14 protein-coding genes are annotated in these 15,358 nt (G+C 48.8%); 6 read left to right on the top strand and 8 right to left on the bottom strand.

What is annotated here, in order from left to right:
• Window positions 1-72: 72 nt before the first annotated feature.
• Together AC0KH7_RS12255 and AC0KH7_RS12250 are read right to left on the bottom strand one after the other, a co-directional pair.
• On the bottom strand, window positions 73-2,229 hold the full coding sequence (locus tag AC0KH7_RS12255) for an AMP-binding protein (protein WP_472373746.1): 2,157 nt from the start codon (window positions 2,227-2,229) through the stop codon (window positions 73-75).
• A 48-nt stretch (window positions 2,230-2,277) separates the two neighbouring features.
• Window positions 2,278-3,468: an MFS transporter gene (locus AC0KH7_RS12250; RefSeq protein ID WP_472373745.1), complete on the bottom strand. Its 1,191-nt coding sequence runs from the start codon at window positions 3,466-3,468 to the stop codon at window positions 2,278-2,280.
• Between AC0KH7_RS12250 and AC0KH7_RS12245 the strand changes: the two genes are divergently transcribed.
• The 4 genes from AC0KH7_RS12245 to AC0KH7_RS12230 all read left to right on the top strand — a co-directional run bounded on the left by AC0KH7_RS12245 (window position 3,458) and on the right by AC0KH7_RS12230 (window position 6,877).
• Entirely contained in the window at window positions 3,458-3,784 is a 327-nt protein-coding gene (locus AC0KH7_RS12245; RefSeq protein ID WP_472373744.1) for a hypothetical protein, read from the top strand. The two genes, AC0KH7_RS12250 and AC0KH7_RS12245, sit on opposite strands and share 11 nt — an antisense overlap.
• A gap of 218 nt (window positions 3,785-4,002) precedes the next feature.
• Window positions 4,003-5,316, top strand: coding sequence for a sensor histidine kinase (locus AC0KH7_RS12240; protein WP_472373743.1), 1,314 nt, complete (start codon window positions 4,003-4,005; stop codon window positions 5,314-5,316).
• The gene (locus AC0KH7_RS12235) at window positions 5,309-5,857 is read left to right on the top strand and encodes a response regulator transcription factor (RefSeq protein WP_472373742.1); all 549 of its coding nucleotides are present in this window, start codon (window positions 5,309-5,311) and stop codon (window positions 5,855-5,857) included. The genes AC0KH7_RS12240 and AC0KH7_RS12235 overlap by 8 nt, the downstream gene beginning before the upstream one ends.
• A 144-nt stretch (window positions 5,858-6,001) precedes the next feature.
• Window positions 6,002-6,877 (top strand): copper chaperone PCu(A)C domain-containing protein, encoded by an 876-nt coding sequence (locus AC0KH7_RS12230; RefSeq protein WP_472373741.1) that lies wholly within the window; start codon window positions 6,002-6,004, stop codon window positions 6,875-6,877.
• A gap of 74 nt (window positions 6,878-6,951) precedes the next feature.
• On the opposite strand, the gene AC0KH7_RS12225 is transcribed toward AC0KH7_RS12230, so the two are convergent.
• The 6 genes from AC0KH7_RS12225 to AC0KH7_RS12200 form a co-directional block, all read right to left on the bottom strand.
• A complete protein-coding gene (locus AC0KH7_RS12225; RefSeq protein ID WP_472373740.1) occupies window positions 6,952-8,154 on the bottom strand; it encodes a hypothetical protein in 1,203 nt (400 codons plus the stop codon).
• Between the two features lie 5 nt (window positions 8,155-8,159).
• Window positions 8,160-9,338, bottom strand: coding sequence for an MbnH family di-heme enzyme (locus AC0KH7_RS12220; protein ID WP_472373739.1), 1,179 nt, complete (start codon window positions 9,336-9,338; stop codon window positions 8,160-8,162).
• A gap of 3 nt (window positions 9,339-9,341) precedes the next feature.
• Entirely contained in the window at window positions 9,342-10,277 is a 936-nt protein-coding gene (locus AC0KH7_RS12215; RefSeq protein WP_472373738.1) for an MbnP family copper-binding protein, read from the bottom strand.
• 183 nt (window positions 10,278-10,460) lie between these two features.
• A complete protein-coding gene (locus tag AC0KH7_RS12210) occupies window positions 10,461-10,760 on the bottom strand; it encodes a c-type cytochrome (protein WP_472373737.1) in 300 nt (99 codons plus the stop codon).
• Between the two features lie 25 nt (window positions 10,761-10,785).
• Entirely contained in the window at window positions 10,786-12,021 is a 1,236-nt protein-coding gene (locus AC0KH7_RS12205; protein ID WP_472373736.1) for a hypothetical protein, read from the bottom strand.
• Window positions 12,021-13,427, bottom strand: coding sequence for a c-type cytochrome (locus tag AC0KH7_RS12200; protein ID WP_472373735.1), 1,407 nt, complete (start codon window positions 13,425-13,427; stop codon window positions 12,021-12,023). The genes AC0KH7_RS12205 and AC0KH7_RS12200 overlap by 1 nt, the downstream gene beginning before the upstream one ends.
• 308 nt (window positions 13,428-13,735) lie before the next feature.
• Here AC0KH7_RS12200 and AC0KH7_RS12195 point away from each other — a divergent pair, with 308 nt between their 5' ends.
• Window positions 13,736-14,257, top strand: coding sequence for a sigma-70 family RNA polymerase sigma factor (locus AC0KH7_RS12195; protein WP_472373734.1), 522 nt, complete (start codon window positions 13,736-13,738; stop codon window positions 14,255-14,257).
• On the top strand, window positions 14,250-15,218 hold the full coding sequence (locus AC0KH7_RS12190; protein WP_472373733.1) for a FecR domain-containing protein: 969 nt from the start codon (window positions 14,250-14,252) through the stop codon (window positions 15,216-15,218). Before AC0KH7_RS12195 ends, AC0KH7_RS12190 begins: the two co-directional genes overlap by 8 nt.
• Window positions 15,219-15,358 lie beyond the last annotated feature (140 nt).

The raw sequence follows: 15,358 nt of genomic DNA, 5'->3' as shown, positions 1-15,358 counted from the left end.
AGGTCGGTTCAAATTTGTGAAATATTCGGGTTAGGGCCGGTTCAGCTAACCTGCCCGACCCAGGCCTGGCGATTAATCACGTTTGAAGTGACCGTCGGCGATTTTCTGCACCGCCGGATAATCGGTTTTACCGGTGCCGAGTACGGGCATTTCCTCGACCAGAATCACGGTTCTGGGCACCATGATTTCCGACACCTGAGCCGCTTTGGCAGCTTCTTTAACCGTATGACGGCTCAGGGATTCGTCGTTGGTGACCAAAAGCAACTGTTCGCCTTTGCGTTCATCGGCCACCGCCACCACCACGTGATGACCTTCCGGACTGGCTTTATTAATGTAGCTTTCCACGGCCGCCAATGAAATCATTTCCCCGCCAATTTTGGCAAAGCGTTTGGCGCGCCCTTTAATGCTGATAAAACCGTCTTCGTCCACTTCTACCACGTCACCGGTATCGTGCCAGCCGTCTTTCGGCGGTTGCAACACCCCCGGTTGATCCGGCATCAAATACCCCATCATGATATTCGGCCCTTTCACCGTCAGGCTGCCGCCTTCTTGAATACCGTCGATTTTGCGCAACCGATAATCCACGCCCGGCACCAGTTGCCCGACGGTGCCGTTTTTGAAACTGAGCGGAATGTTCACCGCCAAGACCGGCGAGGTTTCGGTCACACCATAGCCTTCCAGAATCGGCGTCAGGAATTCATCGGCATACAGACGACGAGTTTCCGGGCGCAGTTTTTCCGCGCCCGCCACCAAATAACGCACACTGTAAAAGTCGTACGGATCGGCTTTTTTAGCGTACCCACTGAAAAAGGTATCGGAACCGAACAGAATCTTCACATTAAGGTTGTAAACGTATTCGGGAATCACACCATAATGCAGCGGCGACGGATACAAAAACACCTTGCCGCCTTTCAACAACGGCCACAGCAACCCGGCCGTCAGGCCAAAGCTGTGAAAAGTCGGCAGGGCATTGAACAACTGCTCACCCGGCAACAAGGTCAGCATGGCGGAAATCTGCTCGACATTGCTGTAAAGGTTATTATGCGATAACACCACCCCTTTCGGCGCGCCTTCCGAACCGGAGGTAAACAACACCGCACCTTCCTCGTCCGGCGATAAACCATATCCCGGCACCGCCGACGCCCGCCCAAGCAGAGCGCCCAATTTATCGAGTAGGCCAATCGAGGCGCGGATATCCTCCAAATAAAGAAAACGCACTCTTTCGGACAAGGCTTCTATCGTGGAATGCAGATCGTAGGCATCAACAAACTTGCGCGATGTCAGCACGGTTTGAATTTCTGCGGTCTCACACGCCGATTTCATCGGCCCCAATCCGGCGGTGAAATTGAGCATGGCCGGCACATAACCGTAAGCTTGCAGCGCAAAAAAAGTCGTGGGCATGCCGCTGACATTCGGCAATAACACCCCAACACGCTTTTCATCCTGCAAAGACCGATGTAACTTTTTGCCCAAAATACGCGATGCCAACAATAATTTTTTACGCGACAAGGCCACTTCATTGATGTCTTCGATACAAACATCGGACGATGAGTATTCACGTGTGGAATCCACCAGCGCTTTATACAGTGATTTTGGCGTATAGTTGGCGTGGAACTGGCTGTCGCGCATCAACGTGAAAATACGATTTTTGAAAAAATGATGTTTTTGACGCCCTTTCAACCCGGCGGGTAACTCAATGGTTTCCGGCGGCAACACCTTCAAGGTGATTTTCGGCAACCACTGGCGCTTCATATACGCCATTTTCAGGCCATCCAAATAGGAGAAATGGGTTTTTTGTGCGCCTTGGATATGAATCGGTAGAATTTTCGCTTTGGCTTTATGCGCGACCAAACCGGTGCCTTCGTAGATTTTCATCAAACTGCCGGTGGTGGTGATGCGCCCTTCCGGGAAAATCATACAGTGTTTGCCGTTCTTCAGCTCCTGAATGACTTTTTTGGTGGCGTAGGGGTTATGGAACTCGACTTTGAAGTGATCGACAAAGCTCAGCAAAAACCGTTCATACCATTTTCGAGTATGGGTTTCGTCAATCATAAAGGCGGTGTCGCCGGGCAGATACGTACTGATAAGCACGCCGTCCAGCAAAGACGTGTGGTTGGCCACAATCAACATCGGCTCGCCAGATTGATCCAGCCGGTGGTAATGCTCCAACCCGGAAATTTCCACTCTGTAGAAGAGTTTTAATAACAACTTGATAATCAAGCTCACCATTATTATTTTCCTTTTTTAAGATGAACGAAATCAGCCGGTCTGCCCGGCTCACAACGATTGTGTCAACCGACGCCCGCGTTTTAAATACCAAAGCGCTGCCAGTAGATTCAATAATGCAACGCCGTATAAGATTTGCATCAAACCGAACTCAAATGCATAAAGCACCATAATGAACAAAGATGACAAGACCATCAACAATGCATTAGTAATATTATTCACCGCGACCATACGGGAACGGAAATGATGCGGCGTCTGCACTTGTAAAAGTGTATAAAGCGGTACCGTAAACAAACCGCCGAAAATGGCGATCAACAGCATGGTCAAAAGCACTACCACAGCCGACGTTTGCCCGAAAAAGTCGGCTACACCGACCAAGTCATCGGTTAAGACCACCCGATTCATCGCGAGATTTCCAATCAGAATCGTCACTGAAATCGCCATCAACAACCAGACCAGCCAACGCACATTCGTGAGGCTGCGCACCGGTTTTTGATAACGCCCCGCCAGCCAGGCCCCTAAAGCAATCCCAACCGAGAACACCGTTAAAAACAACAAAACCACTTTGTCATTTCCACCGAGATTGTCAGCGACTAAGACCGGAATCTGGCTTAAATAGGTGGCACCCAAAAACCAAAACCAGGAAATCGCCAACACCGCAAAAAACGCTTGCGGAAAGTCCTTGCGCAACGCCATTTCCTGACGGGTATTACGCCAGAGATTCCACTGAACCCTTAGCGATGCATCTCCCGCCGCACTGTTCGGCACAAACCGGCTGGCCAGATACCCCAGCAACGCGACAATCAGCACGGCCACCGCCATGCCGTTTTCGCCGCCGTCCGTCAATACCACCCAACCACCGGCAATAGTGCCCAATAAAATCGCCACAAACGTGGAGGCACTGAACCAGCCGTTTCCGTCCAGCAACTCATGGTCGGCTAAATGCTCCGGCAAAATCGCGTATTTAATCGGACCAAAAAACGCCGACTGCACCCCCATCAAAAACAACACGGCAAACAATAGCTCCACGCTTTGAGTCATCAACGCCATGGCACCGAACAGCATAATGAGGATTTCCGCCAGTTTGATTTTACGAACCAGTGCCGTCTTTTCGTATTTGTCCGCTAACTGACCGGCAAACGCCGAAAATAGGAAAAACGGCAAAATGAAAATGCCCGCCGCCAGCGTAATCAGCAAACCCGCCTGTTCCGGGCTTTCCGCCAAACGAAAGGTGATTAACATCACCAGAGCATTTTTAAATAAATTATCGTTAAAAGCGCCTAAAAACTGCACCCAAAACAATGGAAAAAACCGTTTTGTCAGAAAAAATCCGTTGTTCACTTTTCATCCTTTGCGCGATTATGGGCTCGACGTTTTCACCCAAGACGTTTCACTCAATATGGCTTCATTTGACACAAGTCATGAGTTGATTGCAATCTTTTCACCTGGAGCACTCTCTTTCAAAACCCGCCGCATTATAAAGGTGCCCGCCCAACTTGCCCATTCAATTCTGGTTATCAATCGCCAGACACCATTTATAACCGGAACCAACCGTTAAGCCAAATCGAATAAATATAGCCACCAGAACTCGAAACGAATGATGCCAAAAACAGTACCCGTTATGCGACGAACTTTAAGGCTAAGCAAATTCGTAAATGCCATCCTACTGGCCATGCTCTCATTTTCATCTTCTGCCATATTCGTCAGCAGCTTACCCGCTTTTCCATCATTCCTTAAGGGTTTCGTCAAGCTCCACTCAGGCTCGCACCCGAACCAATGGTTACAATACCCTATTCTAAGAATACCCGATTGCAAACCATGCCGATTTCATTACCCGGTTGGTGGCACACGCCATTACAAGCCCACCAACTGAAGTTTTTCGCCCATTACATGCTGTTCCTATCCTGTGCATTGGTTCTGGCCTTATCTTGGTTCCATTGGGTTTACCATATCCATTTGCCTGACCGAATGTATCTGCTCTGGTTACCATTGCAACTGATGGGTACTTTTTTGCTGTATCTCGGTTTACCAAGATTCAAAAGCTTACCTCAAGGCCAGGTATTGGCGCTGTTTGTGTTTTCACTGATGGTCTTGGGCGGTTATCTTTACGACAGCGGTGGTGCCATCAACCCGTTGATACACCTACTCATTGCCCCCATCGCCATCGGCCTCGTCATCTTCTCACGCCAGCCCGCTTTCATTCTGATTCTATTATCCACCGCCATCTATTTTCTGCTCAATCGATTTTATGTGCCGATTATGAGTATGAAAATTCCCAGCCTCAATGCGTTCTTCTACTGGCACTTGAGCGGTTCCGCCGCCGTTTTTCTTGGCATTTCGGTACTGGTGATGATGATTGTCTTTCCACTGCGGCAAAAACTGGAAGCCCAGCAACAGGATTTGCTGAAAAACCAGAAACAAGCGCTGCAACATGAGTATCTGCTGGCACTGGCCACCTTTGCGGCTTCCTCGGCTCATCGGCTCGGCACACCATTAAACACCCTATCCTTGATTGAAAGCAGTTTACGGCAAATCTGCCCGTCACCACAGGCACGACAGGACCTCGACATCATGGCCAATCAACTCAGTGTCTGTCAAAAAGCACTGAGCAATATCCGCCGAAAAGCCGACCGGTCGGTCAGGCCTGGGCGTTTTTCATGTAACGTGACGGACTTTCTGGCCGACGTCAAAGAAGAGTTCACCCTCTTATACCCCATGCAAGAACTGCCCATGGAAATACCGGCCGAAACCATAGTTCTTCATATCGACAACAGTCTATCGTTGGCCGTATTGAACCTATTGGAAAACGCCGCCCGTTACAGCCCGGATTACGTCGCCTTACGGTGTGAATTAAGCGATAACGACTTGGTTTTCCAAGTCGTCGATCACGGCCAAGGGTTGCGCGAAACGGAACTGTCGAAACTCGGCAAACGACCGCTTGCGCAACACGACGGTGAAGGCATTGGTCTGTATCTGACCCAAATGATTGTTGAACGTTATCAAGGGGAACTGCATTTCGAACGCACCGAAAACGAAACCCGTGCGGAAATCCGACTCCCCAAAAGCATCACGGAGCCCTCCCATGACTGATATGACCGATATTTTGATTGTGGACGACGACAGCGCTTTTTTAACGACGCTGACGCGCATGATGCAGCGCCAAGGCCATCAAATCCATGCCGCCGATACCGTGAGTGCGGCTCAAGATTTGATCGACACTACGCGCTTCTCACGTGCGATTCTCGACCTGAACCTGCAAGGCGACAGCGGTTTGAAATTGCTGGCGTATCTTGTCGATCGGCAGCCGGAATGCCGGGTGGTGATACTGACCGGCTACGCCAGCATCGCCACCACGGTGGAAGCCATGAAACACGGCGCCTGTGATTATTTATGCAAACCGGCCACTTTACCCGACATTCTCAAATCACTGGCACTGGACACCGACGAAACGGAAACCGACACTATGCTGTCGGATCATTACGACACCATGTCGCCAAAGCGCATCGAATGGGAACACATTCAACGGACGTTAATGGAACACAACGGCAATATTTCCGCCACCGCTCGCGCCCTCAACATGCACCGCCGCACGCTACAACGTAAATTGCAAAAAAAACCCGTCAACAAATAACCACATTTTTCTGGTGCGACAAAATGTCACAGGTTAAAATGAATGGCAAACTCGAACATCCCATAAAATGACACTCAAACGCCTACCGTAGCGGTCGGGCGGGTTTTTTATCGTTTCATCATCATTACCAATTAGGAGTTGTACATGAAATCGTCCGTTTTATTCGCTTTAATCCTCAGCCTTGGCCTCAACGCCCAAGCATGGGCCGCCAGTGTCGCCGACACCATTAAGATCGAAAACCCTTACGTTCGTATGGTACCGCCGGGTGCGCCGGCCACCGCCGCTTTTATGGTGCTTGAAAACACCGGTTCCAAAGACCATGCCCTGGTGTCGGCCAAAGCCTACATTAACAAAGTCACCGAACTGCATACTCACATTCACGACAACGGCGTGATGCGCATGCGCCAGGTGCCGAAGATCGACTTACCGGCCGGCCAAAAAACCGCTTTGCAACCCGGTGGCTTCCACATTATGCTGATCAACCTTACCGAGCCGGTAAAAGAGGACCAACACATCAAAATCGACCTGACATTTGACGATGGTTCCACCAAAACCATCGATGCCATCGGAAAACCCCTGATGAAACCGATGATGGGCGGGAAAGGCCACATGCAGCAGGGAATGATGTCCGGCAAAATGTTGAGCAACGGTCAAGACAGCCATGCCATGCGTTTGGTAATGCACGCCAATCCGGCTTTGCCGAACCTGACCGGCATTGCCGTTAAAAATGCCGCGGAACTGGGTTTAAGCGCGAAACAAGTCGCTGAAATCAAAGCCTGGCCAAAAGCCCATAGCCAGGAAATGTCTCGCCTGTTCAACGAAATCCGAACGTTGGAAAAAGACTTGATTCAGGACGCCTTGGCGGGTGAATCCAAAGCGGAGTTGATGAAAAAATTCGAGAAAACCTTAACGTTGCGTCGTCAGGTAGCGGAAACCAAAATCGACTGTCGGGATAACATGAAAAAAATCCTTACCAAAGAACAGTTCGACAAGCTGGCGTCCATCTATCCAATGATGTAAAAATTGTTGTCAATTTAACAGATAAAAAAACCGCTTTTAAAGCGGTTTTTTAATGCCTTACTTTCAACATAACTCTATAGCGAACTGAATAATAACGACTGCCAAACAATGCCCAAACTGTAACGTTCCGTCGCTTTAGGCAACGTGTCGTCATACACATACGCCAGACGTGAAGCAAAATCCTGACTGATTTGCCAACGCCATTGCACCGTTTGTCGACTGGGGTCTTTATCATTAATCAAATTCGCCTCTTTGGCCAAAATTTCCGCCGCCGCACCGGTCACGTCATTTTTTAAATACAGCATTTCATAGCGATAACTGAATTGATGATTACCCCATACCAAAGTGGGCATCACATAATACCCATAATTGTCATTGGTGTAATCTGCCTGTCGTGTCGCATCCAAAATGTCACCATCCGCTTCAGAATGCACCACTTCCGCCAGCAATTGAAACTGCCAGGCCTGCCAAGTCGGCGTCATTACCTGTAGCCACAACCCTGTTAAGGTCGTATCGCCAGTAAAGCGAACGTCGGTCGGTAAGGTTTTAAAATCCGAACTGTGCGAATGGCCCGACGTATAACGGTCATCCCCTCGCTGATAAGCTTGGGCTCGCATGCCCCAGATACCAGCTTGTAAATGCCAACCTTGCCAATGCTGTAACCATTGCAAATAAACATCCTGAGCGCCGCCTTTGTCACCGGGTGTCGCCGGAAAAGACTGTCCATCCCAAGCTTCCAGGCCGATGCTTAATTGCGGTACCGGCTTCCAAACTGCATTGACTCCAACATCATGAAAGCTTCGACCCCAAAAGGCGTCCGCCACCAAAGGCGCTTCAGCCATTGGCTGCAAACTGGCATGATACGATGCCGTGGGCGAAAAATTCGCTTCCATCTGCCCTAAGGAGACACCAAACGACTGGACCATTTGATAACTGACAAACAAATTTTCCAGATTCACAGCCGCATGATGATCGCCGTCATCACTGTGAACGCCAAGTTTTGCGGTCACTTTCGCTTTATCGTTAAAAGCATAATGACCGCCTAGTAAAGCATCGTCCAGATTCATGCCTTCCTTAGCCGGCGTGGCATCGCCGCCCATCATCAAACCGAGAATACGCCAATATTCATTATTCCCTACGGCACCATTGGAGTTCCACGTGAAACTCGCCGATGACCAAATGGCGTATTTGGCATCCTGTGGAGCCAACTTCACGCCATGTGCCTGCACATTGAACGACCATATCAATGCCAGACAAATCCATAAAACATATTGCATAAAATTTATTCTTCTAAAAACGGGTTGGAAAAACGCGGGTTATTAATAAAGTCATGATCGGTCAGGCTTTTTAAAAAATTCACCAAATCGTTCACTTCCGCTTCGGTAATGTCAAAGCTGACAATTTCCGACGCTTTATTGGGATTGGAGCGGCCGTCTCCGGCATTCGGTCCGAATTCCGTCACCGTGCCACCTGCCGCATAGTGCGCAACAACCTCCTCTAAAGTCGCTTTGGAACCGTCGTGCATATAGGGAGCCGTCAACTCGACATTTCGCAGGCTTGGCGGGCGAAATTTACCCATATCCGACCACTTTTGAGTGATGTCAAACAAGCCCTCACCGCCTTCGGGATAACTCCCGTTTGCATCCAGGTTATACAAACCGTTATTGAAGAATTCGATGGGCACGGGTCTTTGTTGGGTACGATCACGATAAGCATTACTGAACGTAATGCCCTCATGACAATGAAAACATTCCAACCGCTCGCCGTTAAACAAGTTCATGCCTCGCTTGGCCGATTCCGTCAATGCATTGGAATCGCCTTGCAAGTAACGGTCATAATCGCTGTTAAAACTGTTTAAACCGCGTACAAAGGTCGCCAGAGCGTAGATGATGTTATGGAAGTCATAAGGGTCTTCTTCGTCTGGATAAGCGTCTGCGAAAAGCTGCTGATAACGTTGATCTTGACGAAAACGATCCAACACTTCTTCACTGTTGGTTTCATTGACACCCAATTCAATCGGATCATCACCGGTCAAAGGCACCGGAATTTGCAGTTCAAGCCGGGTTGTCGCCGTATTGGCCCAATTTAAAGTTGGAAAATAAGCCACATTGACCAAGGCTTGAGAATTTCTCGGATGCATTTGGCCGGTGGAACCACTTGGACGTGCCACACCATCACTGAAAGCTAAGTGCTGTAAATGGCAGGACGAGCAGGATTTCGTGCCGTTGCCCGACAAACGCACATCGTAAAAAAGATGTCGTCCAAGTTGGAATTTTTCTTCCGTGACCGGATTATCGTCGGGCACCACCGGTAAAGGCGTCCCTTTGGGCACATTCCAATCAAACGACCCGTCGGCATCGCCGGACGGGTCGGAAATCGTGGTTTCACTGCTCATGCCCTGACAGCCGGTTTGCGCGGCGATCAAAGTCAAAAGCAGTACAAAAAAAGCAAGGCGAGGCATGGATCAGTTCAACTGAAGCGAGAAAACCTGCTGATCGGTACGACCGACCTTGTCACCCAACGGAATGCCTAAGTTATAAAACATCGGCGTACATTCCGGATCCTGCAAAGCCGACATACAGCCTTTTGAACCGCCTTCATCCACCGTCAAATCCATGCCGGACACCAATTCAGAATAATCAAATTTAACCTTGGTGCCGGTACCGCTTTCATTCACCACAAATTGATCATTGGTTAAAACAAAATCGGTTGTATTGTTCGGTTGTGCACACGCCACTGGATCGCCTTCACAACCGGTTGAACCCAGGTGAAAGTTATAAGTTTTGTCTTCATACAAAGTGCCGCCTTGCGTAAACCCACCGTTTGGAATCAAGTCAACACGCATAAAACGAAAACCGGCCTGCCAGTTCCACAACATAGCGTAATAGGCTTTTTCCTGTTGAAATTTATTTTCAACGGTATGGTTCGGCTCATAAGGCATGCCCAATTTAAACTTAATGCCTTTTACTTGAGAAGCATCCACATTGGCTGTCACTGTCAGCATATTGTTGGTTGGATAGGGTTGCTGATCGGCATTCGTACATCCGCCAAGAATGTCCCGGAATTCTAAGAAAGCAAAATCGTAATCGGCATTTTGAAAATCGTTTTCAACCATCTGAGTTTCAACATCGCCCGCTTCCGTCACCAGTTTCACGTCATACACAAACCAGGCCGCATACTGAAATTCACCGGACGTATCCGATGAACCTAAACCACTCACAGGGGTTCCGCAACTGATTTCGGTTTCACCGGCCACAGCCGTAAAGGGGATTTTCAGTGTTGTTTCTTGAGATGCCGGAGTATCGCCGCCATCATCCGTGCTACTGCTGCTAGAGCCCCCACAACCCGTCAAAAGTGCCGTCGCCAAAAAAGCCATTCCGGCTAAAAATCGTGTTTTCATAAAGAACCATCCTTGTTACTGAATTTTACTAAGACAAACGAGGAAGCCATTCTAGAAACCGAGACGAAAACATACAATGCGACAAATTGTCGCACCCTATAATTAAATACTGACTTTAAAAAGGAAATGGGGTGGACATTAAAAAACCGCCAGGCCTGGCGGTTTTAAGAAATGGCTTCCGTACTATCGAATGGAAGCGAAGTAGGCACTGATATTGGCGATGTCCTGATCCGTCAAGGCTTTTGCCATCGGTGCCATCATCGGATCGGTTCGACGTCCATCCCGATAGCCTTTCAGTGCAATTTCCAAATAGGCGGCACTTTGCCCCGACAAGTTCGGATACTGCGGCAAAATCGCCTGGCCGGTTTCACCATGACAGGCAAAACACACACCGGCTTTCGCTTTACCTTGTGCAATATCGGCCGACAGCCCTTGCAACGGCCATAATGCCAATACACTCCATAAAATCCATTGTTTTTTCATTACTCTCTCCTTATCCATTTTTCAATTAAATCGCATTTTGCAACCAAACCCAGATGCCGGTCAGGAAGAAAATCGCTACCCACACCACGAGGATGCCCACCGCGGAGGTGCCCAGTTTCGCAACCGGTTCGGAAGCTTGATACATGCCTTCGGTGCGGCCCGCTTTATAAATCGCGGTTAAATAAAAACCGCCGACCAGTCCGCCAACGCCGATAAACGTCAAAAAGAACAGCGCCGTACTCGGCCAATCTTCCATGACTTTGTAATCCAAAATGTCGTAACCAAACGGCAACATGTATTGCACACGAAGTGCTTCGCGGAAAACCGCCACCATTAACGCCATCAACGCGGCCATCAAAAGTGACTGATAGCTGGTTCGACTGGGTTTGTTCCACTGCATCAACAATTGGAATCCCAAAATCAGCAACACCAATAACATCAACCAGGTAGCCGGATTATGGAACACCGGAATCGCATCCGACACACTGAACAACCAGCCGATAAACATCAACAACTGCAAACTCAAACCGGATAAGGCGATTTTGGAGCCAAGATGATTGACGAAGTAACGATAATCCTCGTTATAGTCCTTACGAACCTTGTAGTAATGGGCATAGGCTTTCAAAAAAGTGCCCACTACGGTGATGCTCATGGCGATAAAAAAGAAGAAACGTGCCGGTTGCCAGGCATGGATCTCACTACCGGACATATTCACCTCACCGTTTGGCGCATACCATTGCATCCATTGCTCGGGTAACAGCGCCTGATAGGACAGAGCGTGCATAATGAAACCGTCCAATAAAAACATACCCAAGCCGAGAATCCCCCAACCCAGTATGCTCCCTTTGGCACCGGCGTGATTTTTGAAATAAAACACAAACCAACTGGAATAACCGATGATGAGCGTGAAAATAAAGGCAATTGCCCAACCGGCCGACAGCACATTGGACACATACCATTGAGGGTCATAAATGACCTGAGTGAATAACAAGGGTGCCACCCCCAACACCACCAACAAACTCACGCTAACTTTAGTCGCCTTGGTCATACCGATGGACAGTCTTTCCCAATGTGGATTTTGACGCTTCGTGAATCCATACAAAGACAGAGCCGCTGCGCCCAAAGCAATGTTGACAAACAAAATGTGAAACATCCAGGTGGCGATCATCAACACCTGAAACACCACCGGATGCGTTGGAATCCCCGCCGGATCGCGTAATACCTGCAAGGTGGTCGCAATTGAATGACTATCAAGTTCCATTATTTCTCTCCTTTCAACGCCACAATTTTCGAATCGGACTGAGCCGTTTCCGCGACGGTTTGCGTTTGACGGGACAAAGAGGCCAGATATTCCGCCACTAACTGTTGCTCATGCTCCGGTAACGGAATTTTCGGCATGTAGGGCACCAGCCCTTGCGCCAGAGCGCCTTGCAGATAAGCCTTAATCATGGCCACATCGGTCGAACCGTGGAGTTTTTCCACCATGGGTCTCAGCCCCGTATCTTCCATACTGTGGCAATTGGCACACATCACCTTGGCAATAAATTCACCGGCCTGCAAACGGTTGGCATCGGTCACCTGACGCAATGACGTCGGCGCAAACGGATGCGTCGCCAACACGCCTTTTTCGGCAATCAGCGGCAAATTGGAGGTAATTTGTTTGCCCGGCACATCGCGAGAAATGGTTTGATTGGAATAAACATACTGTCCGGCCACATAGGGTTTACGAATCGATTCACGGGAACGCTCTTCCGGCCAAAGTCCGGCAATGGCGATCACCGCCGTCATCGCAACGGCAAACCCTTGGCGTAATTGCAAAGGCTTCCAGGCCGTCCACACAAAATAAAACAGCATCGCGCCCAGTACCCCGAACAACGTCGGTGCAATGTAACTTGGCAACTGCGTCTGCATGATAATTTTGGCGTTTTCCGGTAGCGTCTGGATATACCACATCCACATAATCACGCCTAAAAACAGCCCGGCGATGCCCATTTTCGACAAAAAACGGGTGATTTCGATACGCACTTCATCGTTTTTCATGGTTGCCGCGAGAATGCCGCCCACCGCACCGGCAATCGCAAACATAAACGCCGTACGCAATCCCAAATGGGCAAAGAAATTCAAATTGAAAAACGCATCCAACGTAGAGCCGGTTTGATACCAGGATTCATTGCCCGGCCACATCATAAACGACAGAATCCCCACAATCAGGAGCATCGTTGCCCAAGACGCAATCGCGAACGACCAGGTCAATTTCAAATGCGTTTTCGGATCGATTTTCCCAATCAAGTACACCAGCGCATACACACCAATGACTTCCACCGTGAAATACACCCATTCCGCGGCCCAAACCCAAACAAAGTTATGAATCAAACCGCCCACACCCCGCGGCGAAGCCACCGTAATCGCATACCAAATACCCGGCCCGGTAATCGAACCGATAATGTACGAAAACACCAATAGAAACACACCGTATTTACGAATGTACTCCATCAGTTCCGGTTTATTTTCACGGACCGCTTTGGTTTCCAACAAAGCAAACAGCCAAGAAGCTCCCACCGACGTATGCGAAGCCAAGACGTGAATCGTACCGATGATGCCCATCACCCAAGCCGAACCGATTACCGGAACGTACCAACTGGGGTAAAGCCCTATCGTTTCCAACATTACTCTCTCCTAAACATAAGTTAAAACATATAAGTAAATACTTATAACTATAAAAATTTATTTATAATTGTTTGTTTTTACTCAACTTTTATAATTAAATTCGGCGAAGAGAATAATCGGATACGGTTGAACGTACAATGTGGCAAATTGTCGCATCCTTGCGAATAAATACGCATTATTTAAAGGGAAATAAATTGGACATTAAAAAACCGCCAGGCCTGGCGGTTTTAATTAATCACCAATAAACAAAATAAAAATGATATGTGTTATCATTTATTTTTTATCAGCATTACCTTATATTTTCCGCTATGAGTGAAGAACTGAATCGTATTCCCGTCGTCACCTTATATACCGAACACCAAAGCTGGCTGCAAGGCTGGATTTGTCATCGTGCCGGTTGCCCACATACCGCAGAAGACCTGACACAGGATACATTCGTCCGAATTTTGAGAAAATCCGGCCAATGCTTGAAATGCAAAGAACCCCGAGCCTATCTGGCAACCATTGCCAAAGGCCTTCTAATCGATAAATGGCGACGCGAAGAAATTGAAAAAGCCTATTTGGATGCCATCTCGGCTATGCCGGAACCCACGACCCCGTCAAGTGAACACCTCAATGAAATCATCGAAACCCTGCTCAAAATCGATCAAGCCTTATCGAGCTTAGCGGAAAAACCCCGCCGGGCTTTCATGATGGCGCAGTTCGACGGTTTGAAATACCGTGAAATCGCCGTCAAGCTGGACGTCAGCGAACGCATGGTCAAGAAATACATGGCCCAAGCCATGATGGCTTGTATTCTCGCTGCGGACGAGGAGAAAGCCGTTGAATAAAGAACACGAACACCACGCCCTGGCCTCTGCCTGCGAATGGTACGCCATTTTAAACGACGAGTCGGTCAGTGAAAAAGACAAAAATGACTGGCACCGTTGGTTGAATCAATCCCCAAAGCACGGCCAAGCTTGGCAACGGGTTGAGCAAGCCGGAAGACACCTGTCGGGTCTCGACCCGACCCTGGCCAGGGCCGCATTAAACGCGCCCAAAGGCATGGGGAGACGAGCGGCATTGAAAAAGCTGTCCGTCGGCCTGCTCGGCCTGTTTGGCGCCGGCTATTTGGCACAATCACACTATGCTGAACAGTTAGCCTTTCAAATCCTCGCCTTATCGGCACAATACCAAACCGATATCGGCCAAAACGACCGACTGCAATTGGCCGACCAATCACAAGTCTGGCTCAATACCGGCACCTGCGTCGATATCGATTACAATGCGCAACAACGCGGTGTTTACTTGAGAAACGGCGAAATCCTAGTACAAACCGCCCCGGATTATCGACCAACTCCACGTAGACTGTTCGTTAAATCGGCACAAGGTCAAATGACGGCCAGAGGCACCCGCTTCAGCGTTCGTAGCGGCTTTCAAAATACCATCATCGCGGTCTTCGACGGCCAAGTCGACATTGAAAATCTACACGGGCAAAAACAAACATTACAACCCGGTCAGCAAGTGGGTTTCACAGCCACGGCCATCGGTCTGGTTGAAAAAGCCGAGTCTTTCCGATCCAGTTGGACCAAAGGCCTGCTCGTGGTCGACAACTGGCCATTGATTGATTTCATTGAAGAATTGCAGCGTTACTCCAAACACAATATTGAACTGGATGAACGGCTGAATCAGCGTCGATTGGTCGGCACCTTCTCCACCCGAAACCTCTCACAGACATTGGAATCTGTTGCCAATGCCTTAAATCTGGATATCCATCAAAACCAACATCAGGCCTGGCAGATTTTTCCATGACAGGACGGTTTACACAGGGCATTCTGAATCATCAATAACCGTCGGACCTTTCCCATGCCACCCATACATATCGCACCCATAAACCAAACCGATAAAATGCTTATTGACGGTTCCCTTTTTCAAATCTGTTTCGGCTTTAT

The organism is Hydrogenovibrio sp., assembly GCF_965140365.1.
Lineage (GTDB): Bacteria > Pseudomonadota > Gammaproteobacteria > Thiomicrospirales > Thiomicrospiraceae > Hydrogenovibrio.
The sequence above is the reverse complement of the archived record's forward strand: the minus strand, read 5'-3'. Positions and strand labels throughout refer to the sequence as shown.